Below are 21,024 nucleotides of genomic sequence, written 5' to 3'. Positions count from 1 at the left end.
CGCTCCCGCAGCCCGTCCTGGGGTGGGTCGTCGAAGGCTGTTCACAGCGCGACCAAGCGGATCAGGCTGCCGGCGTGCACATTCAACGCGGCGCACAGTTGCAGGGGCAACGCCACAGGTTGCCCGGCACGCACGTCCAGGTCGGCAACGATCGCGCGAAAGTCCCTGAGCGAGTCATTGCTGACCAGATATCGGCCGCGCGCATCGATGGCGGTAACCGGCCTGACGCTGGCAGTGAATCCCCGGGCCACCGACCGGATGGCGCAAAGAGGCGCATGCAGGGTCGGCCCACCGTCGAACAGATCGACATAATGATTGGTCTTGAAGCCCTCGCGTTCGAGAATATCGAAGGCTTCCTGGCCATCGGGATGGATGCGGCCGATGCAGGCCTGCGCAGCCTGGGGCAGCATCGGCACATAGATCGGGTAATGCGGCATGAGCTCCGCCAGGAAAGTCCGGCTTTGCAGGCCACACAGGCGCTCGGCCTCGGTGTAGGGCAGGTCGAAGAAGTGTTTGCCCACCGCATCCCAGAACGGTGAATGGCCCTCATCATCGCTGAACCCGACTATCTCGGTAATCACCGAGTCGGCAAAACGATGGCGGTGAGCGCCGATGAACATCAGGCGAGCCCGTGACAGCAATTCGCTGAACCGGCTCCCGACCAGGGTCGCCTCGACATGAAAGCCGCGCAACAAGGTGTGCCCGCTCAGGTCGTGACACAGCGACAAGGCGGGTACGGCATGTTCGACGTTGAGTTCCCGCGAGGCGGCGGTGTAATCCCGGTGGCGCAGGCTGTAGAAGGGCGTTTCGAAACCCGCCGTGGCGAGAATTTCCGAACAGCCCATCAGGCGTTGGGTCTCGAGGTCTTCCAGCACGAAGAAGTAGTTCTGCGGTCCTTGCACGGCGGCGTCTTTTTCAAATGAATCGCAGGATCCGATAATCCGCTCGCGCAGGCGTCCGGTGTCGTCGGGCAAAGACGTGACGCCCGGCAGGCTGTCACGGGCGAGTCGTTGCAGCTGGGGCAGATCGCTCAATTCGACTGGACGCAAGACCAGCATGGATGCACTCCTGTATCAAAGGGTCGGGTGACAAGCACCCGACCTGACTGTCACTGTCGGTTTCCACGCATTGCAGGGGCGGCTCACCTGATCTGTATCAGGCGCCACTGTTCATGTTTTTCAGCTTTTCACGACGCTGGCAGGGTCCCGGCGAGTCGTTAAACGCGCTGAGGCCGGCAGCGCTATGCCACAAAGATCACGGGGTGAAGGAGGTCATTATTCTGAAGATTCAGAGAGGGCATCCGGGCTCCTGCTGGATGTTTTTTCGTTTAATTCACAGATTGATGGATCCAGTATTTATGCAACGCGCCGTGGCTGTCTAGTGATTTTTTCAAGGCTTTTTGCTCCCTTGAACACGGCCTGAGGCCTGTCAGTAAAGGCCTACAGGCATGGTCGTAGTTCGTGTAGGCCACTTGCCAATCCGTGTGTCAGACACTGCCGTCTTGCACCCAAGAAAACGCCTGCAGACAAGCTGCAGCGTGTTACCGTTTCCTGACTTTTTGCAGCGAGCATTCCCAAGTGCGGGCGACCCGTTTGACCTTGATCTGCCATGCGAGAACCGTCGCACAAAAGTTGGCGCGGTTTCCTACAAATGAGCCGTTGGAAATGGATTGGCAATCTGCACAGGGCTCCCGCAGTCGCCAATTCAAAACTTCGTCAAGGCTCCTGTCTGCCCCGGAGCTGCGTGCACGGCAAACCGCTGGTTTGTTCGGTCGTGAAGTGGAGACTGTGGAGGCGCTGCGCGACTGCGACTTCGGTCGGTGGTGCGGCGCGCAGATTGATGACGTGCACGAGGCCGAACCCCAGGCGCTGCAGGCCTGGCTACAGAATCCTGATTCGGCCCCCCATGGCGGCGAATCGGTCGCCGCGCTCACTCGCCGGGTGGCGGCCTGGCTGACCGCGCTTGAGGCGACACCCGGGCACATAGTGGCGGTCACCCATCCGTTCGTGATTCGTGCGGCGTTGACCTGGGCCCTGCAAAGCTCGGCGTTTAACCAGATTGATGTTGAACCGCTGTCGATCGTCGAGTTGCGATTCAACGGGCGCTGGCGTTTTCGTTTAACAGGCGATGGGCATGAGGAATCGCAGCCATGAAAAAACTCCTGGTGATTGGCATCGGCGCCGGCAACCCTGACTACATCACCCTGCAGGCGGTCAAGGCGCTGAATAGCGCCGATGTGTTTTTCCTCATGGACAAGGGTCAGAGCAAGGACAAACTCATCGACCTGCGGCGCGACATTTGCGAGCGCTACATTACCCACAAGGCCTATCGTTTCGTCGAGGCCCCAAGTCCCGAGCGGGAGCGGGGAGAGGTGGACTACAGGGCCAGCGTGGAAGACCTGAACCTGGCCAGGCAGTCGACCTTTGAGCGGCTGATCCATGAGCAGATGGCCGACGACGAGTGCGCGGGTTTCCTGGTGTGGGGCGATCCGGCGTTGTACGACAGCACCATCAGGATCCTCCGGGCGATCCTCGATTCGGGCCGCTGTGAGTTCGAATTTGAAGTCATCCCCGGGATCACCAGCGTCCAGGCTCTGTGCGCCCGGCATAAGGTGCCACTCAATCGCATTGGCCAGTCCATCGAAATCACCACCGGGCGTCGTCTGGCGGCGGGGCAGGTAAGCGATGCCGACAGCCTGGTGGTGATGCTCGACGCCCAGGATGCCTACCACCAGGTGGCAGATCCGCAGACCGAGATTTACTGGGGCGCTTATCTGGGGACGCCGGATGAGCTGCTGATCCACGGCAGGCTCGAGGAGGTGGCGCAGGAAATCGAGCGGGTGCGCAAGGCGGCTCGGTTGGCCAATGGGTGGATCATGGATACCTACCTGTTGCGCAAGCCTTGAGTCAGGCGCCGTCCATGCCGGCCCCTTCGCGAGCAAGCCCACGTCCAAACCGCTCCCGATACACCGATGGCGGCACCCCCACGACACTGCGAAACGCCACCCTGAAGCTTTCTACCGACCGGTAACCGCAGCGCTCGGCAATCTGCTCGGTATTCTCCCGGGTGCCTTCCAGCAACTCCCGCGCCCGACCCACCCGTTCATGTTGCAGCCAGGCCTTGGGCGACAGGCCGGTGGCTTCGGTGAAGCGGCGCAGGAAGGTGCGCTCGCTCATGGCCGCTTCACTGGCCAGGTCGCGCACCTCCAGCGGTTGGTGCACGCGCTCGCGGGCCCATTGCATCACCCGCGAAAGATCACTGCGCGCCGCCACACTGACCGGCGCCGGAATGAATTGCGCCTGGCCGCCGGTGCGTTGCGGCGACATCACCAGGCGCCGCGCCACCGAGTTGGCGACCTGGGTACCGAAGTCTCGGGCGACCAGGTGCAGGCAGGCATCGATACCGGCGGCACTGCCGGCCGAGGTGATCAGTTGGCCTGCATCGACATACAGCACCTGCGGGTCCACCAGAATCTCGGGAAAGCGCTCAGCCAGTTCGCTGCTGTAGCGCCAATGGGTGGTGGCGCTGTGGCCGTTGAGCAAGCCGGTGGCCGCCAGCACGAACACCCCCGAGCAGATCGACAACAACCGTGCGCCCCGTGCATGGGCCTGGCGCAAGGCCGTCAACAGCGCCTCGGGTACCGGGGCACTGCGGTCGCGCCAGCCAGGGATGATGATGGTGCGGGCCTCTAGCAGCAGATCCATGCCGCCATCGGCCAGCACCCGGATACCGCCCGTGGCGCGCATCGGGCCCGGGTCCACGGCGACAATGCAGTGGGTGTACCAGGGGAAATCGAACTCCGGCCGGGCAAGGCCGAAGATCTCCACGGCAATGCCGAACTCGAATGTGCACAGGCCATCGTAGGCCAGGATCGCGACCGATCCAGGGGCGGAATGCATTTGGCGGAAAATTCCCGGTAAGTGTCTTGTGCGCCACTGTAGCCCGAAGCGAGCTGTCGATAAAGTCATCCCACACCCCTCAACACCCAGGAGTACTGCCCATGACCAGCCTCGTTCGTGAAATCCCCGCTGCACCCTCGGCCATCGCCCTCATGCATTTCAGCAATCGCCTGACCTTCGAGACTGATTGCTCCGACGTCTACGGCAGCCAGGCGGCCGGTGAAATGGATTTCATCCTGGTCGACGTCCGCGGGCCACGGGCGTTCGAGCGCGGTCATGTGCCGGGGGCGATCAATATCCCAGGGCGATTGCTCACGGCTGAAAGCCTGGCGCACTACCCCAAAACCAGCCTGTTTGTGGTCTATTGCGCCGGCCCGCATTGCAATGGCGCGAACAAGGCTGCCGTGAAGCTGGCCGCGTTGGATTACCCGGTCAAGGAGATGATCGGCGGGGTGACCGGATGGCTGGATGAGGGATTTGCCCTGAATGTTGCCGTGCCGCGCATCGTCACCCCGGGCCTTGGCTGCGAATGTTGAGCCCGCCAGCAACCCGATAAGTGCACCGCGCCACCCGGCCATTTGGCCAGTTGGCGCGGATCTTCCACACCGGATCATCACGCTGATCATTCTTGCTGTGTTCTTGTAAATATTTGTCGCCTGGACGTAATTTAACGGCTTGTAGCCGCTCTAGACTGCCGGCCACTTCGGTTTTTTCCAACCGAAAGCGACCAATCGAACGCTGCCAATAAAAACCTCCGCACACAGGAGTTGTGAATGAAGAAGCTAGTGATGTTCGGTGCCCTGGCACTGTCGATGCTGTCCCTCGGCGCCGTGGCTGATGACGCCAAGCCGATCCGTATCGGTATCGAAGCCGGCTACCCGCCATTTTCCATGAAGACACCTGACGGCAAACTCACCGGTTTTGACGTGGATATCGGCGACGCATTGTGCGAGCAGATGAAGGTCAAGTGCACCTGGGTCGAGCAGGAGTTCGATGGCCTGATCCCGGCGCTGAAGGTCAAGAAAATCGACGCCATCCTGTCGTCCATGACCATCACCGACGACCGCAAGAAGAACGTCGATTTCACCATCAAGTACTACCACACCCCGGCACGCTTCGTGATGAAGGAGGGCAGCGAGGTCAAGGATCCGCTGACCGAACTCAAGGGCAAGAAAGTCGGTGTGCTGCGCGCCAGTACGCATGACCGCTTCGCCACTGAAGTGCTGCAGCCTGCCGGCATCATCCTGGTGCGCTACGGTTCGCAGCAGGAAGCCAACCTGGACATGGTGTCCGGTCGCCTCGACGCGATGCTGGCCGACTCGGTCAACCTGGACGACGGTTTCCTGAAAACCGACGCAGGCAAGGGCTTCGCGTTTGTCGGCCCCACCTACGAAGACGCCAAGTATTTCGGCGGCGGCGCAGGTATTGCAGTGCGCAAGGGCGATACGCAACTGGCGGAAAAATTCAACACCGCCATCACCGAGATCCGCGCCAACGGCAAGTACAAGCAAGTGCAGGACAAGTATTTCGATTTTGACGTTTACGGTCATTAATCAAACCGATTAAAAAAGTGGCAACCGTTAGCGCGGTTGCCATTTTTTTTTGCAAACGCAGGAGTTCTTCATGCAACGCATCGACCATTCACTGCCCTGGAGCCACCTGGGCACCGAACGCACCCTCAGTGTATTTCGTTATGGCGAGGGCACGCGCAAGGTGTACATCCAGGCCAGCCTGCATGCCGATGAATTGCCGGGCATGCGTACCGCCTGGGAATTGAAAAAGCGCCTGGGCGAACTCGAGGCCCGGGGGCAGCTGCAAGGGGTGATCGAACTGGTGCCGGTGGCCAACCCGATTGGCCTCGATCAGCATGTGCAAGGCAGTCATATGGGCCGCTTTGAACTGGGCAGCGGCAAGAACTTCAACCGTTCGTTCGTCGAACTGAGCGCACCGGTCGGGCAGTTGATCGGTGAGCGGTTGGGCACCGATGCCGGCGCCAATATCGCCCTGATTCGCCAGGCCATGGTCCAGGTGCTGGACGGCTTGCCCGCCCCCATGTCGCAACTCGAAGCCATGCATCGCCTGCTGCTGCGCCATGCCTGCGATGCCGACATTACCCTCGACCTGCATTGCGATTTCGAGGCGGCGATTCACCTGTATGCCTTGCCGCAACACTGGCCGCAGTGGCAGTCCCTCGCGTCGCGATTGCAGGCCGGTGTGGCACTGCTCTGCGAAGATTCCGGTGGCAGCTCGTTCGACGAGTCCTGTTCGTCGCCCTGGTTGCGCCTGGCGCGGGCGTTCCCTGAAGCGGCTATTCCACCTGCCAACCTGGCCACCACCCTGGAACTGGGGAGCATGGGCGACACCCGGGTCGATCAGGCACAGGCCAATTGCGAGGCAATACTGGGCTTTCTCGCCGAGCAGGGTGTGATCAAGGGCCAATGGCCGGCAGCACCGGACACATGCTGTGAAGGCATGCCGTTCGAGGGCACCGAGTATCTGTTTGCGCCTCATCATGGCGTGGTGAGCTTTTTGCGCGAAGCGGGCGAGTGGGTTGAAAAGGGCGATCCTTTGTTCGAAGTGGTGGACCCGTTGAATGATCGGGCTACCACGGTGTGTGCCGGGACCAGTGGCGTATTGTTCGCCATTGATCGCGGGCGGTACACCCAGCCCGGGACATGGCAGGCGAAGGTGGCGGGGCGCGAGCCGATTCGGGTCGGGAAGTTGATCAACGACTGATAGCCCGGTTCTGCGGTGGGTGCAAGTCCGCTTCGCGAGCAGGCTCGCGATGGCGGCTTGGACAACACCGAATACCTCACAGTGTTAGGCTTCACCCCAATCCTGCATTTTCTAGACACCCGCCTCTTTGACATGCTCTTGCTCTTGCTCCTGCCTTTCAAGCAGTTACAGCCCGCTTTTGTGTACCATTTTGAATGACGATGTCGCCCGCCTTCACGATGCGGCTCTTACCGTTATCCAACTCCAGCCATATCTCACCCTGCAGAATAATTCCGTAATCGATGGTGGCTGTGGTGTGCATGCCCGGATTTTCCGGTTCAAAGCTTTCGATCAAGCCAGGCAACGCCGCCCCCAACTCTTCATAGGCCCGGACACCATCGATGGGGTTCTGCATCACCGAGTCCGGTGGGAAATCGAACATGGCGATGCTGGTACCGCCCTGAGGAGGAATCAGTGAAGAGTTACCTAGCGTGGGATCACGTTCCTGTTCGAGGCGTACCGGATTTGCTGGGGGCGCCCACAACTGCGCCATGGCTTGTCCTTGACCAGTGGTGAACCAGGCAGATCTACTGATCTGGATGTCGTTGTCCATGATCCAATGCAGGTCTATAGGGACTTCACCGGCGATAGCGCCGATGTTCACTAAGTGTCCGCCACGAACCGAAGTAGCCGTTGAAGGTATAGGCAGTGCACGCAATTGTGTTGCCCGCACGGCATGCCCGGCAGGAACCGCAGTATCTTCCAGGGGGAATTGCCGAAGTTATGATGTGCATGACGGACGAAGCTGGTGCGGATGCCAAGGTGATCGCAGTGCCTCACAAGAAACTCACCTCTATGTACAACGACGTGAAGGAGTGCTCAGACGCTCCCTGCGTTACTCATCGCACAGATCCAGCACTTTACAAGGCATTGGAGCCGGGTAAGTGGGTGAGGACGGGCCGGTGGGGAAGCGCGGATGAAGCGCGGGAAGAGATTTGCAAGTCGGTAGCGGCGTAAATGCCAAAGTAGGTTTACGCAAGATTGAGATGCCTCTGTCGGAAGGTGACGCTGAGGGAGGTGTGATTTGCCCCTCAGTTGCTCCGATCATCAATTGCCCGGAGAACCACACGTATGGAAAGTCGAATCAACATTCGCTTGCCTAGTGAGGCTATCCGCTTGGGCGTGCTCCTGAATCTCGTGAACGGGCCCGTGCCGGGACTCAGTTGAACAGGTTGGGGGTTGATTTCGGCCTGTGACAATAATCGTTACAGGCTATTTGGACAGCCGCACTGGTACAGCTGGGATGTTAAAATATTCGCTTTAGATCTAGCCGCAAGGACACTGATGACCCATCATAAAGCTCCCGCAGAAACCCCTAGAGCAGCTGCAATTTTGGCTCGCTTCCTGTCATCGGAATCCGCTGGAGGTCTTGTTTTGATGGGCGCCGCTCTGGCCGCTCTGATTGTGGCTAACTCGCCTCTTTCCCAAAGTTACTTCGCAGCGCTACACAGTACCTGGCTCGGCATGTCTGTGGAGCATTGGGTCAACGATGGCCTGATGGCGATCTTCTTTCTGATGGTCGGTCTCGAGATCAAAAGAGAAGTGTTGGCCGGTGGGCTCTCCACATGGGGCCAGCGCGCATTGCCAGGATTTGGCGCCATAGGCGGCATGGTTGTTCCTGCACTGATCTACATTGCGATCAACTGGGGCAATTCTGAGACTCTGAAAGGTTGGGCTATTCCAGCCGCTACAGACATCGCGTTCGCTTTGGGCGTCTTATCGCTGCTGGGTAAGCGAGTCCCTACTTCGCTGAAGGTCTTCCTGGCTGCCTTGGCGATCATTGACGACTTGGGCGCCGTGGTCATCATCGCCTTTTTCTACACATCGGGCCTTTCCATGCCGATGTTGCTGGGCTCGCTCGCCACCCTGGTCATTCTGATTGCAATGAATCGATTGGGCGTAAGGCGGTTGCTCCCGTATCTCCTGGTCGGTGGTGTGCTGTGGTTCTTCGTGCTGCAATCGGGGGTGCATGCGACCCTTGCGGGTGTCGCTGTGGCACTCTGCATCCCCATGGGCAAGCCTGAGGAGGAAGCCCGGTCTCCGCTGCTTTTTCTGGAAGAGAAGCTGCACATGTGGGTAGCGTTCGCTGTGGTGCCGATTTTTGGCTTCGCCAACGCGGGTGTTTCATTGGCCGGTATTTCCATGGAGAACCTGGTCGATCCGGTTCCGCTGGGTGTGGCGCTGGGTCTGTTGGTGGGCAAGCAGGTCGGAATTTTCCTATTAGCTGCTCTGGCCATTCGTCTGGGCCTGGCCAAGTTGCCGGAAGGGAGTACTTGGACGCAGCTTTACGGCGTAGCGCTGTTGTGCGGCATTGGCTTCACCATGAGCCTGTTCATTGGCAACTTGGCGTTTGCTGGGTCGGCCCATTTGATTGATGAGGTCAAAGTCGGGGTGTTGATTGGTTCGATTCTGGCTGCGATTGGTGGTGTTCTGATACTGCGTCGAAGCAGCGCTGTGGCGGGAGCCGTCGTAGCCAGGTAAGGTCGCTTGGATTGACCATCGTATTTCTTAAACCTGAGAAGTACGGTGGCCTGAAAAAGGCTATCAAAATGAATACATACCAGCGCCACCGACGCACCGTCTTTTGGTGCGGCTCATTTCCAGTATTAGTAGGCTTTACTATTCTAATGCTTGCTTTGATTGTGGCTGATCAAGCAGCTTCGCTAAATCCTCAAAACTTTGATGGCATTGAGTTGAGTCAGCAAACGAGCCTGCAAAAACTGAAGAACCACAAAGCCGAATCGAGTCTTTAGTGAGTCCGTGGCTATCACCTGATCAAGACTTGCGTCGGTTTTCCAAAGCAGAGAACAAATACATACCGGCCAACATAGCCAATACGAATATGATGATTTGCCAGTGTCCCGAAAGTAAGATAGCGACCGCTGGCCCAGGGCAAATCCCCGCAATTCCCCAACCTATACCGAACACCAGGCTGCCGCCAATCAAGCGGGCGTCCAACTCCTTTTTCACAGGTAACTGCGTGGGGGTACCCAGTAAGGAGTGCTTGTTCTTAGGTGCCCAGTTTAGCGGGATCACCGCCACCGCGATGGCACCTCCCATAACCAGCGCGAGTGACGGATCCCAGGCCCCGGCCACATCAAGAAAGGCCAATACCTTGGCGGGGTTCGCCATGCCTGCCAGTAGCAGACCCAGGCCAAAGATCATCCCTGCAAAAAATGCGGTCAACTTGATCATCCAAATGCTCCCAGCGCATGACGAATGAGGTACACCGTTGCAAAACCGGCAGCCATAAAGCACAACGTTGCCACGATGGAACGGGGAGACAGCCGAGAGATCCCACAAACTCCGTGACCGCTTGTACAGCCTGAGCCGTAGCGAGTTCCCACCCCAACGAGCAGCCCCGCAATCACCAAGGCCGGCCACTCTGTTTTGATCTCGATCTCTGGCAAGACGGCAAACAGTCCCCACAACAATGGCGCAAGCAGCAGGCCAAGAAGAAACAGTGCCTTCTCACTCCAGCCTTCACTACTAAATCGCATCACGCTTCCAAGCAAGCCGCTGATCCCAGCGATGCGACCATTAGCGAGAACGAACAAGCTAACTGCCAGCCCAATTAAAACCCCTCCACCTAATGAAGTCCAAGGTGTGAAGTTGATCCAATCAATGGCCATTTGTATCTCCTGAGCATAATTGCTCGTAAGGGGCATGGATCATTGAATCGCACCTGGTTTCTTCGGTGCGATTCAATCCTCGGCAGTAGATGGTACTCAACGAAGCAACAACACTGGCATGGTGGTGGTACGAAGCATCGTAGTAGTCGTGCTGTCTATCAGAAATTGTCTGATACGCGAGTGCCCATAGGCGCCCATGACGAGAAGATCAATTCCGTGCTCTGCCTGATAAGCGTGAAGTGCCGACTCAACCTCTCCTTGGCGGATCTCTGCATCTGCAGTCAATCCCGCAGCTCCGATTATCCCACGTGCTGTAACCAGATGCGCCACATTCCCCTCTGAATTAGCCCCGACCATGACTAGGTGAATTGGCGGGTTTTCCCTAAGGCACTTTCTGCTAAAATCTGCACGGTTCTGTAGGCTGTGGGACTACCGTCAAATGCGATCATCACCTTTTCGGTTTTTTTATAGCTGCTGGCTGTGATCAGGATGGGCTGGTGAATTTTTCACACTAAAGTGACGACCTTGGCTACCGATTAGCCAAAGGATTTTTACGAAAAATTTACGGGGCTCAAGTGCTGGGCATCCGATACTGCTCGGCGCTAAATCTTCGGGCTACGGTCATGTCCCTCGCTGCAATGCGTCTTATAGGCTTCATCTTAGGCATTTTTCTAGTCACTCTAGCTGTGAGCATGGTTATACCCATGATTACGCTTGTGGCCTATGAACGTAGCGACGACCTGTCTGCCTTTCTCTGGTCGAGCCTTATTACCTTTATCTGCGGGCTACTGTTGATCGTGCGTGGGCGGCCAGACTCTGTACACCTTCGCCCTAGGGATATGTACCTGTTGACGACTGGGAGTTGGGTGGTGGTATGCACCTTCGCAGCGTTGCCGATGGTGTTTATCAGTGGCATCAGCTACACCGACGCTTTCTTTGAAACCATGTCCGGTATTACAACTACTGGTTCTACCGTTTTAAGTGGTTTGGATACCGCGTCACCTGGACTATTGATATGGCGTTCGATGCTGCACTGGCTGGGTGGTATCGGCTTCATCGGCATGGCTGTGGCAATACTTCCATTGCTGCGGGTAGGTGGCATGCGTCTCTTTCAGACTGAGTCCTCAGACTGGTCGGAGAAAGTTACACCGCGCTCCCATGTGGCCGCTAAGTACATCCTCTTTCTCTATCTGGGACTTACTGGCATCGGGGCTCTGGCACTCTGGATAGCGGGAATGACGCCGTTTGAGGCGGTCAATCACGCAATGTCGTTGATCTCTACCGGGGGATTCTCAACGTCGGACGCGTCACTTGGCCACTGGACGCAGCCGGCGATTCACTGGGTGGCGGTGGTCATCATGATTCTGGGGAGCCTGCCCTTTACCTTGTACGTCGCGACATTGCGCGGTAATCGGAGTGCGCTGATCAAGGATCACCAGGTACGCGGATTCGTGGGGTTCTTGATCGTCACATGGCTGGCGGTGGGTACGTGGCTGTGTTTTCACAGCGACTACGGATGGTGGGATGCGTTTCGTATCGTGGCCGTCAATGTGACCTCGGTCGTCACGACCACCGGAGTTGCGGTGGGCGATTACACCTTGTGGGGCAGCTTCGCGGTCTTGCTTTTTTTCTATCTGACCTTTGTCGGTGGGTGCTCAGGCTCGACGGCTGGAGGCCTTAAAATTTTCCGCTTCCAGGTTGCTGGTGCTCTATTAGTGAGTAGCCTTAAGCAGTTGATCCATCCTCGAGCGGTGATTCAGAAAAAGTACAACGGTCACCCCATTGACGAAGAGATCTTGCGTTCGCTTTTGACCTTCTCATTTTTCTTCACCATCACCATTGCAATGATCGCCTTAGGGCTCGCTTTGATCGGACTCGATTGGGTTACTGCATTAAGTGGTGCGGCTACTGCTGTATGCAATGTGGGGCCTGGGCTCGGCCAGGTCATTGGGCCTGCGGGTAATTTCTCATCGTTACCCGACGCAGCAAAATGGTTACTCACCATTGGCATGCTGCTGGGGAGATTGGAAATCCTAACGGTACTGGTACTCATCACACCGGTTTTTTGGAGGTATTAGTCCTCTCAGTGGCGACAGCTTTTCTGAGTAGCAACGTAGGAGTCGCAAGCACACTGAAAGACTGTTTGCTTTCAGTGTAGTGTTTCCTCTTATCTACACTCCGCTGATCGGCATGCTCGTAGTTTGGCTGACAACGCGCTTTTTCGTGGGTGCACAAGGCAGCGGAATTCCGCAGGTTATCGCAGCAACACGGCTTGCCCGCCAAGGTAAGCCCATTAACAAACTGGTTTCACTGCGTATCGCTTTTGCCAAGATAGGCCTTGGAACTCTGGCGCTGACGGGCGGCTTTTCGGCGGGGCGTGAAGGCCCCTCAGTTCAGGTTGCGGCATCCATCATGCACTTCTTTCACCGCTTCCTGCCAAACGCGCGAATCGTGCGCAGCGAGGATCTCCTTCTGGCGGGAGGTGCAGCGGGTATTGCGGCTGCATTTAATACGCCACTGGCCGGGATCGCATTTGCGGTAGAAGAGCTGGGACGCAAGCTTGAAACCCGTACCAGCGGCGTTCTTCTTAGCACAATCATACTCTCTGGGATGGTTGCCATTGCCTTGCAGGGAAACTACAACTATTTCGGTCATTTCAGCATTCAGGGCATCAACCTCGACATAGTCGTCCCGGCATTGGTAATAGGGGTTGGATGTGGGCTATTGGGGGGGTTATTTAGCCGAGTGTTGTTATGGCCACAGCGGTACCCACAGTTCATCATTTGGCAATGGCGACGCCTGCACCCAGTGTGGTTTGCCGGTATCTGTGGATTAGTCGTCGCAGTATTGGGCTGGCTCAGTGGCGGAATGTCATTTGGTAGCGGATACGGCATTACCTCCCAGGTCATCGCATCCGATGTAGTCCTGCCATGGCACGCCCCCATTACGCGATTCTTAGCGACTGTAGTGACCTACTTCTCTGGTATTCCAGGAGGTATTTTCGCCCCTTCGCTCGCTGTAGGGGCAGCAGTCGGCGCCAATACCGCAGAGCTATTCCACTTGGCCGCGCAGCCCACTATTGCACTCTGCATGGTTGGTTTTCTGGCTGCCGTTACTCAGTCGCCAATCACCTCCGCAATCATTGTGATGGAGATGATTGATAGCCACAGTATGGTGATCAGTCTCATGGCGGTAGCTTTGATCGCCAAGGCTGTCAGTTCAAGAATGGGCCCTGAGCTGTATCAGCAATTGGCGCGAGGCTTTCTCGCAGAACCTGCCACCACGCCAAAGAATCCAACTCGATAGGCCTTACCGTGTCATCGTTCTAGCCAATGAGATGAGTTGATCTTTCTCATGCTGCAGCATTAACGTGGTATCTGCACGAGTGATCAGAACAGCCGCGTGCCTGGCGCAGGCACCCTTAAAGATCGCAGGGTTTATCTCAGCGAGACTGATGAGGGCTTTTAACAGGCGAAGGTTAACTTCTAGCAAAGCTGCACCGTCCCTGCTGATCGGGGCGAAAAAATCATCGAACAGATCATCTACCGTCAATCCTCGGAGAAAGATCTGTTTACAGCCTTGGTCTATTTGCGAGCCAGATACATGAGGCTTGCTCCAGCAAGTTAATGTCCTCACTCCCCGGCCAATGACATCGATGGCTGTCCCAGGGTCGTTCACCGCAGGCGATAAGGCGCGAGAAGCGATTTCCGAGAGCACGCAAAGTCCGAAGCGGGGATCATTTTCAAAGGTTCGCCGAACGCCGATGATCAGAGTCGCTAGAACCTTCCGTCTCGCAGTATCGGTATCACCTGCCAGCGTGTTGCCCAAGCTCACAATGTGTAGGAGTGGCATTCCCTCGTGCACAAATGTACCCGGAAGTACCTCCAGATAAATCTGTATTTGATCGTTCTGCGCGATAGCTCCAAGTGCGCTCACATCGATATGTTGCACATACCCCGTTAGCTCACTTTTTACTGTGATTGCGCCAGGAGGTAGGGACAGATCGGTCGGGTAAGCTGAACCGCCTAAGTAGGGCCACTGAACTCGTCGAGTAATTGCGTTTATCGTAGCCTTCTCGACGCGGTCGATGGTTTCTCCCACCCTTCCGAGTTTTGACAGGTGATCGATCCAGCGCAGGAGGGTGTAAACGATCAGGATGACCACAATTATCGTCACTGCGAACAGCAATACTCGACCTTGTGTGCCATAGGCGCCCGTGCTCAATGCGATGATCCCTACCAGGCTAAAGAGGAACGAGCCTATAAACGTAGCAAGGGCATTTTGGGTCGTGGTGTCTTCCATCACCAGGGTGGTGGCACGAGGTGTCACTCCGCTGCTCGCGGCCCCGTAAGCGGTGACCATCGTGCTTAACGAGAAGGTTGTGACGGCCAGCATGCTGGAGGCAATGATCCCCAGAATCTTGTCTACGGCATCTGCGCCGATACGCGCTGGCAATGACTCCGGGATGAAGTCTTTGAATACAACAGCAAGCAGTGCCGTAGCCACCCCTAGAAGGGAGAATAGGGAGGCTCTGAACCACAGCCGTTTGGTGAGTTGATTCGTTACCCAACGCCAACGAGCGATCATGTGCAATCCTTCAAGTGACTACGTCAATTGAGTGCGGGGCGGCGCAGAAGTTTATTCGTAATGTCGATGTTAGTTTGCGCCCTGGCTATAAACTACCTCTTCTGGCCTACCTAAGCCTTCAGGCAGTTGGAGCTACACGACAATGCTACAAGATCCCTCAGACACGGGCAGACATTAGCGAGTTTTTTGAAAGGGCGTCAGGGATTGTTGTTCCTTTACTGGAACGGGTCAAAAAGGCTCGAGAGTTGCATCGGCTGAGCAGTCGAGGAGAATATGACATCGTGACGACAGCCAATCTTACTGAACTGGCCAAGCTGCTCGCTGCAGCTTGGCCACTAGCGGCACATCGGTACCATGAGTCAAACTATGACCCATGTCCTACGTATGTGGCTGCCGAAGAGGTGTTTCCCATGCGGCAGATGCTGGCTTACCGGACTGCCGAATACGGTGGCTACAGAGCTTTCACTCAAATCGTCAGTCCACTGTTAAGAGCGGATGGATGCCATATTCTGCGAAGGCCGCTACCGCCCACTCGGCTTGAATTGCATTAATCTAATAATCCGATAGGAAGTATCTGATAGGCTTTTCGGGCGATCAGCAAATTTAAGCGCACGCCTTTTGGCGATCTTTCCCTTCCAGCATACCGAGGTTCCATGCAAGCCGAGATGCAGGAGATCAGCGACCATCTCTATCGTTTTTCCCCGTTTGATCAACTGCCCAAGGAGTCCGTAGATGCTATGGCTCGGAGAGTTGATGTGCGTTACTTCAAAGCCGGCAGCGACATTCTGGAAGCGGGTGCAGTGATCCAGGATTTGCACTATGTGCGCAGCGGCGCAGTGGAGATTTATCGACGCAACGGCGAGCTTTACAACCGGCTTGTCGAAGGCGATATCTTTGGCCAGGCAGGGCTTTTACGCAGCAACAAAGTCCGTTTTCCTGCGAGAGCACTTGAAGACAGCCTGATTTACTACATCCCTGCCGACGTCTTCGCCGATCTATGCGCACAGCATGACGCCTTTGCGGATTTCGTTGAAGCTGAAGGGCACTCGAGGCTCAAGTCTGCAGTCGAGGCGCAAGGTCGGTCGAGCGAATTGATCCAGCTCAAATGCCGAGCCTTGCTGTCACGCTCCCTAGTCTGGGTGACGTCGGGTACCACGGTTGGCGAGGCTGCAAAGCTGATGACCGAACAACGCGTTGCCTGTGTCGTGGTCATGTCGCCAGCGGGACTGCAGGCAGGAGACATCCGGGGGATCGTGACCGACAGGGATCTTCGCACCCGCGTTGTCGCGGTCGGGAGGAGCGCCGGCGAAACGCTTATCAGCGCCATCATGACGACCGATCCAGTGGCCATAAATGCTGACGATTCAGGCTTTGAAGCCATGCTTGTCATGCTACGCCACAATATCCATCACTTGCCGGTTCTCAACCACGGGCGACCGATTGGCGTAATCAACCTCTCAGATATTATTCGGTACGAGTCCCACAGTAGCTTGTACCTGGTAAGCAGAATATCTAACCAGACGTCGGTCGACGGTCTAAAGTCGCTATTACGAGACCTGCGTGGAACGTACATCCGGATGGTGAGAGATGGCGCGACCGCGCACATGATCGGTAGCGCCATCTCAGGTATCGGCAGAGCTTTCACGCAGCGGTTGCTGGAACTTGCAGAAGAAAAATTGGGCCCACCTCCCGTACCTTATTGCTTCATGGTGCTAGGCTCGATGGCGCGCGATGAACAACTGCTGGTAAGCGATCAAGACAACGCCTTGGTGCTGGATGATCGATTCGATCCCGCCTTGCATGATGCATATTTCCGTAGCCTTGCATCTTTCGTAAGTGATGGCCTAGCAGCGTGTGGGTACAGCTACTGTAAGGGCGGAGTCATGGCGACCAACGATCAATGGCGCCAGCCTTTGAGGATTTGGCGAAGCTATTTTGAGCAGTGGATCGAAAAACCGAACCCGACAACCTTGCTTAATAGCTGCATCTTTTTCGATCTGGATGGCGTATTTGGCCAGCTTTCGCTGGTGCAAGAACTCAAAGTTCTATGTGCTCAAAAATCCAGTTTACATCCCGGATTTCTCAATGCCATGGCGAGGATTGCGCTCAACCGGACACCACCCTTGGGATTCTTTCGTACTTTTGTCGTCGAGACAGATGGACAACAGAAAAGAATCATCAATCTCAAGGGACGCGGTACCGCACCGCTCACCGACCTTATTCGCATCCATGCTCTCGCTTGCGGGAGTACAGCGCAGAACTCGTTTGACCGTATCGATGCAATCACTAGCGCTAACATCATGCCGCCCGAAGCACTGAAGCACCTGCGCTATGCTCTGGAGTTCCTCTCCCTGGTGCGGATCCGGCATCAGGTGGAGGCGCTGGAGCAGGGAGAAACGCCCAATAACTTGATCGAGCCTGAGCGCTTCTCTAATAGCGAGCGACACAATCTCAAAGAGGCCTTCCAGGTCTTGAGTAACGGTCAGAATTTTTTGCGCTTCCGCTACCCGCCAAAGGGCCGTGTCTAAAAATGAATGAGGTCAAGGCGGAACCAGATTACCCGGTGAACTGGCCAGATCTGTTCCGGGAATTGGCGCAGAATTCGGTTGACTCTTGCTTGAGAAAGTTTTATCAGGCGGGCGTCGTCTCACCGCACACCCTAATAGAAAACGTGCAATTTCTTGCAATGGACGTGGAGACAACCGGGCTCAATGCACAGGCTCACAGTATTGTCAGCATTGGTTTGGTGCCGTTCACCTTAAAGCGCATCTACTGCAGCGAGGCGGCGTATTGGGTGCTAAACCCGTCATCAGAACTGAATGAAAAGTCAGTTACCCTGCACCACATTACCCATGCTGAGATCTTGAATGCTCCCTCGCTCCCGGAAGTGCTGGAGCCGCTTCTGGACGCCATGGCAGGCAAAGTGGTGGTCGTCCATTATCGAAATATCGAGCGTGAGTTCCTTGATGCAGCACTGCATAGGCACCTTGGAGAAGGTCTGAGGTTTCCGGTCGTAGACACGATGCAATTGGAAGCGAGAATGCATCGGCAAAAGCAAGGGTGGATTGCCAGGCTCATGCGCCGCCCGCAGACATCCATACGATTGGCCGACAGCCGCATGCGTTATAACCTTCCAGCTTATCAGGGGCACCATGCGTTAACCGATGCCCTCGCTACTGCTGAGTTGTTACAAGCGCAGATAGCTACCCATTATTCAACAGCCTCACCTATTGGCGCACTATGGGACTGACCGCGCTGCACTCTGAGCGGGGTCGCCCGAGAAGCCGTGGTGGGAGATTCCTCAACGCCTCGACATTTGTCAGGAGATATTCATGGTTCTAGAAGTGCTGAGCATGCGTTTATATCGAGTGCTCTGAAGTCCTTACAGCCACTCTTTGCTATGACCCACAGACGCCTCATCACCGGGAATCGATGCAGCGTAAACGGTGCGTGATGGCAGTGCAAAGCTGACCCCTATCTCGTTAAAGGCCTCCATTGTTGATAGGTTAATGTCCTGCTGAACATCCATATAGATGTTGTAACTTGGGTCCAGCACAATGTATACGACCTAAAATTCCAAGGCGCTTTCCTCGAAATTCTGAAAATGGCCTCGGTCAAATCTGACTCTTTTTTGCTGCCTAATAACTGCTCGATTCGTTGTGTTAACTTCTTGGCCTGCTGCACCGAGCAATTATAAGTAAGCGCTATCTCAAAGACAATTATACGTTCCAGAAACCGTTTGTAATTCTGATGGTACTTTCGATCATTTCCGCGTTAGCCATAACGATTTATTCACCGCCCAAGCTACGAATCCGAGTTGTCTTCAATCCAACATGCTCGACAGTGTCAAACAATGACCCCACGACAATGAAATCGCCTACCTCAAATGGTTTATCTACCGCAATGGACAGCGAAGCGGATACATCAGCTAGAATAATCTGCATAGCCAAGGCTGTAGCGATACCGTCTTGAGCGAGCGCCAAAGCACAGGCGCGGTTCACCCACAAGCCTATTTGCAAAGCAGCGACTACGAACCAAAGGATGCGGACTCGTCCTAACCAGCGCTCGGGTAGGTCAAGGACGCCTACACCAACGAGTATCGATGCCAGCAGTAAGAGTGTATTGCTTGTACCTGAAAACACTACGACCGCGATATTACTAACGGGCGTATTCGGTAGGGCTGATATTTTTCGAAGCTTCCTAAGGAAAAAACCAATCACAGTTCTTGCCAAGCGAAACAAATTATCGCTAACAAAACAGCGAAAGCCCAGTTGGCTAACGAGATTCTCAGAGAATCGTAAGTCATGAAAAACGTACTGTTTCTTGGAGTGTTCTGGCCTATTTTTTAGAGGTTTAACCCGCCAGCTCGTACTTGGCGGGTTATGGAAGGATTACGGGATGCTTGGCACCCTCAATCGTTAACTAGCGGGGCTCAGACATCAGTCCCTTCACAAGAGACACGCAGCCCAGAGCCAGCACAAGAGCGAAAGGCAGACCCGTAGATACCGCCATAGCCTGTAGTGCCACGAGACCTCCGCCCAACAACAGCGCAATTGCAATTACTCCTTCTATGACCGCCCAAAATACACGTTGTGGAACGGGAGCATCGACCTTGCCCCCTGCTGTTATCGTATCGATGACTAAGGAGCCGGAGTCTGAGGAGGTGATGAAAAAGACGATGACCAGAACAATGCCCAAGAACGAAGAAATTTCTTTTAGTGGCAGTTCTCCCAGCATGGCGAACAGTTTCAACTCCAGCACAGCATCCTTGACGCCAACCAAGTTTTGTACAGTAGCTTGGTCGATGGCAGTGCCACCAAACGTCGTCATCCATAATACCGAAACTATAGTAGGAACCAACAAGACCGAGATCAGGAACTCCCTGACCGTTCGGCCACGACTGACTCGCGCAATAAACATCCCTACAAATGGAGACCAACTGATCCACCATGCCCAATAAAACGCAGTCCAGCCCTGAGTGAATTCCGTGTCAGTGCGACCGAAAGGATTGGAAAGCGCCGGTAGGTATTCAGCGTAGGTCACCAAATTTTTAAAGAATCCAGTGAAGATTGCCAAGGTGGGCCCGACAACAATAATGAACACCAGCAGAAGCAACGCCAGGCCCATATTGATCTGTGACAGCATCTTGACGCCTTTGTCCAAGCCAGCAAGAACTGACCAAAGGGCAATTATGGTGATACCAACGATTAGCACTACTTTGCTTAAATTTGTTGATTCAATACCGAAGAGATATTCAATCCCCGCTGCCGCCTGCTCAGCTCCTATCCCTAGCGATGTCGCCAGTCCGAACAATGTGGCGAATACCGCTAAGATATCTATACAGTGCCCTGGCCATCCCCAGACGCGCTCCCCTAGCAATGGATAGAAGATCGATCGTATCGAGAGCGGCAAGCCCTTGTTGTAAGAAAACAATGCCAGGGACAGAGCGACAATCGCGTAGATCGCCCAAGGGTGGAGCCCCCAATGAAAGATAGTAGCGGCCATCGCCAAGTCGGCCGATGCCTTAGCGTCGCCCGCTGCACCTCCTAACGGTGCCCAGTCGGTGCGGGCTCCACTTGCATCGACGGTCACACCTCCCATGGACGCTTGATAATGAGACATGGGTTCGGCTACGCCGTAGAACATTAGGCCAATGCCCATTCCTGCAGCGAAAAGCATTGAGAACCAGCCCACGTAGCTATGGTCTGGTTTGGCATCCCTACCGCCCAAACGAACCTTCCCTAGCGGCGAGAAAATTAGCCCGATGCAAAGCAAGACGAATATGTTCGCAATACTCATGAACAGCCAGGCGAGATTGCCCGTCAGCCAGTTTCGGATGGCACTGAACAGCGGTTCTACTTCATTCTGGAGTGCCAGCGTCATAATGACGAACAACAAGATAGTGGCAGCCGAGATGACAAACACTTTGCCATGGATATCAAGGGAAAATGAAAACTCACCTTTGATATTGTCCTGTCCGATCACGTAGTCGGTATCAATCAGATTGGCGGCCCCGCTAGGAGCAGGAATGCCATCCTCACTGCTTGTATGAGGTTTTTCTGGTAGATCATCCCCAGGTGTTCGGCCCATGAGAGCCTCCTTGATGGTGGCACGTTATGACGTGCAGTGGT

18 protein-coding genes and 3 pseudogenes are annotated in these 21,024 nt (G+C 55.6%); 12 read left to right on the top strand and 9 right to left on the bottom strand.

All coding sequences use genetic code 11. The annotated features are described in order from the left end of the window. Positions 1–41 precede the first annotated feature (41 nt). Complete coding sequence (locus tag AAEZ05_RS21350) at positions 42–1,058, bottom strand: arginine N-succinyltransferase (RefSeq protein ID WP_045059722.1); 1,017 nt, start codon at positions 1,056–1,058, stop codon at positions 42–44. A 519-nt stretch (positions 1,059–1,577) separates the two neighbouring features. On the opposite strand from AAEZ05_RS21350, the gene AAEZ05_RS21345 reads away from it, so the two are divergent. After that, the gene (locus AAEZ05_RS21345) at positions 1,578–2,153 is read left to right on the top strand and encodes a histidine phosphatase family protein (RefSeq protein ID WP_350648715.1); all 576 of its coding nucleotides are present in this window, start codon (positions 1,578–1,580) and stop codon (positions 2,151–2,153) included. After that, positions 2,150–2,905, top strand: coding sequence for a precorrin-6A synthase (deacetylating) (cobF, locus tag AAEZ05_RS21340; protein ID WP_350648713.1), 756 nt, complete (start codon positions 2,150–2,152; stop codon positions 2,903–2,905). The genes AAEZ05_RS21345 and cobF overlap by 4 nt, the downstream gene beginning before the upstream one ends. A 1-nt stretch (position 2,906) precedes the next feature. Here cobF and ftrA read toward each other — a convergent pair whose 3' ends face one another. Then, positions 2,907–3,899: a transcriptional regulator FtrA gene (gene ftrA / locus AAEZ05_RS21335; RefSeq protein WP_350648711.1), complete on the bottom strand. Its 993-nt coding sequence runs from the start codon at positions 3,897–3,899 to the stop codon at positions 2,907–2,909. A gap of 101 nt (positions 3,900–4,000) precedes the next feature. On the opposite strand from ftrA, the gene AAEZ05_RS21330 reads away from it, so the two are divergent. The 3 genes from AAEZ05_RS21330 to AAEZ05_RS21320 all read left to right on the top strand — a co-directional run bounded on the left by AAEZ05_RS21330 (position 4,001) and on the right by AAEZ05_RS21320 (position 6,635). Further along, a complete protein-coding gene (locus AAEZ05_RS21330) occupies positions 4,001–4,435 on the top strand; it encodes a rhodanese-like domain-containing protein (protein ID WP_205893862.1) in 435 nt (144 codons plus the stop codon). A 237-nt stretch (positions 4,436–4,672) separates the two neighbouring features. Then, on the top strand, positions 4,673–5,452 hold the full coding sequence (gene aotJ, locus AAEZ05_RS21325; RefSeq protein WP_045059728.1) for an L-arginine-binding protein AotJ: 780 nt from the start codon (positions 4,673–4,675) through the stop codon (positions 5,450–5,452). Between the two features lie 70 nt (positions 5,453–5,522). Next, positions 5,523–6,635, top strand: a complete 1,113-nt coding sequence (locus AAEZ05_RS21320) for a succinylglutamate desuccinylase/aspartoacylase family protein (protein ID WP_045059729.1) — start codon at positions 5,523–5,525, stop codon at positions 6,633–6,635. Between the two features lie 157 nt (positions 6,636–6,792). Here the strand turns inward: AAEZ05_RS21320 and AAEZ05_RS21315 are convergent, their stop codons facing one another. Then, complete coding sequence (locus AAEZ05_RS21315) at positions 6,793–7,278, bottom strand: cupin domain-containing protein (RefSeq protein ID WP_502947783.1); 486 nt, start codon at positions 7,276–7,278, stop codon at positions 6,793–6,795. Positions 7,279–7,397: 119 nt separating this feature from the next. Between AAEZ05_RS21315 and AAEZ05_RS21310 the strand changes: the two genes are divergently transcribed. From AAEZ05_RS21310 to AAEZ05_RS21300, 3 genes are all read left to right on the top strand, one after another. Beyond that, entirely contained in the window at positions 7,398–7,631 is a 234-nt protein-coding gene (locus AAEZ05_RS21310) for an inorganic diphosphatase (RefSeq protein ID WP_350648773.1), read from the top strand. 327 nt (positions 7,632–7,958) lie between these two features. Continuing rightward, positions 7,959–9,155 carry a Na+/H+ antiporter NhaA gene (nhaA, locus tag AAEZ05_RS21305; protein WP_045059730.1) on the top strand — a complete coding sequence of 399 codons (1,197 nt, stop codon included), beginning with the start codon at positions 7,959–7,961 and terminating at the stop codon, positions 9,153–9,155. Between the two features lie 11 nt (positions 9,156–9,166). Then, a complete protein-coding gene (locus AAEZ05_RS21300) occupies positions 9,167–9,427 on the top strand; it encodes a hypothetical protein (RefSeq protein ID WP_152644273.1) in 261 nt (86 codons plus the stop codon). Between the two features lie 22 nt (positions 9,428–9,449). Here AAEZ05_RS21300 and AAEZ05_RS21295 read toward each other — a convergent pair whose 3' ends face one another. From AAEZ05_RS21295 to AAEZ05_RS30840, 3 genes and pseudogenes are all read right to left on the bottom strand, one after another. After that, entirely contained in the window at positions 9,450–9,869 is a 420-nt protein-coding gene (locus tag AAEZ05_RS21295) for a YeeE/YedE family protein (protein ID WP_045059731.1), read from the bottom strand. Further along, a complete protein-coding gene (locus AAEZ05_RS21290; protein WP_045059732.1) occupies positions 9,866–10,306 on the bottom strand; it encodes a YeeE/YedE family protein in 441 nt (146 codons plus the stop codon). Before AAEZ05_RS21290 ends, AAEZ05_RS21295 begins: the two co-directional genes overlap by 4 nt. Before the next feature lie 96 nt (positions 10,307–10,402). Continuing rightward, positions 10,403–10,809: pseudogene (locus AAEZ05_RS30840) on the bottom strand (universal stress protein); the annotation flags it as partial. A gap of 120 nt (positions 10,810–10,929) precedes the next feature. Here AAEZ05_RS30840 and AAEZ05_RS21280 point away from each other — a divergent pair. Both AAEZ05_RS21280 and AAEZ05_RS21275 read left to right on the top strand, forming a co-directional pair. Then, on the top strand, positions 10,930–12,384 hold the full coding sequence (locus AAEZ05_RS21280; protein ID WP_350648707.1) for a TrkH family potassium uptake protein: 1,455 nt from the start codon (positions 10,930–10,932) through the stop codon (positions 12,382–12,384). 85 nt (positions 12,385–12,469) lie between these two features. Then, a pseudogene (locus tag AAEZ05_RS21275) lies at positions 12,470–13,612 on the top strand (chloride channel protein); the annotation flags it as partial. Between the two features lie 3 nt (positions 13,613–13,615). Here AAEZ05_RS21275 and AAEZ05_RS21270 read toward each other — a convergent pair. Next, on the bottom strand, positions 13,616–14,893 hold the full coding sequence (locus AAEZ05_RS21270) for a DUF2254 domain-containing protein (protein WP_045059733.1): 1,278 nt from the start codon (positions 14,891–14,893) through the stop codon (positions 13,616–13,618). Positions 14,894–15,546: 653 nt separating this feature from the next. On the opposite strand from AAEZ05_RS21270, the gene AAEZ05_RS21265 reads away from it, so the two are divergent. Then, entirely contained in the window at positions 15,547–17,421 is a 1,875-nt protein-coding gene (locus AAEZ05_RS21265) for a DUF294 nucleotidyltransferase-like domain-containing protein (RefSeq protein ID WP_045059734.1), read from the top strand. 2 nt (positions 17,422–17,423) lie between these two features. After that, positions 17,424–18,143: a 3'-5' exonuclease gene (locus tag AAEZ05_RS21260; RefSeq protein WP_045059735.1), complete on the top strand. Its 720-nt coding sequence runs from the start codon at positions 17,424–17,426 to the stop codon at positions 18,141–18,143. Between the two features lie 132 nt (positions 18,144–18,275). Here the strand turns inward: AAEZ05_RS21260 and AAEZ05_RS21255 are convergent. Together AAEZ05_RS21255 and AAEZ05_RS21250 are read right to left on the bottom strand one after the other, a co-directional pair. Continuing rightward, positions 18,276–19,199, bottom strand: a pseudogene (locus AAEZ05_RS21255) (mechanosensitive ion channel family protein). A 116-nt stretch (positions 19,200–19,315) separates the two neighbouring features. Further along, positions 19,316–20,983, bottom strand: a complete 1,668-nt coding sequence (locus tag AAEZ05_RS21250) for a BCCT family transporter (RefSeq protein ID WP_045059736.1) — start codon at positions 20,981–20,983, stop codon at positions 19,316–19,318. Positions 20,984–21,024: the final 41 nt, after the last annotated feature.

The sequence above is a fragment of the Pseudomonas sp. HY13-MNA-CIBAN-0226 genome, assembly GCF_040310305.1.
Lineage (GTDB): Bacteria > Pseudomonadota > Gammaproteobacteria > Pseudomonadales > Pseudomonadaceae > Aquipseudomonas > Aquipseudomonas gregormendelii.
Note: the sequence above shows the minus strand (reverse complement) of the source record. Positions and strands in the feature narration are given on the sequence as shown.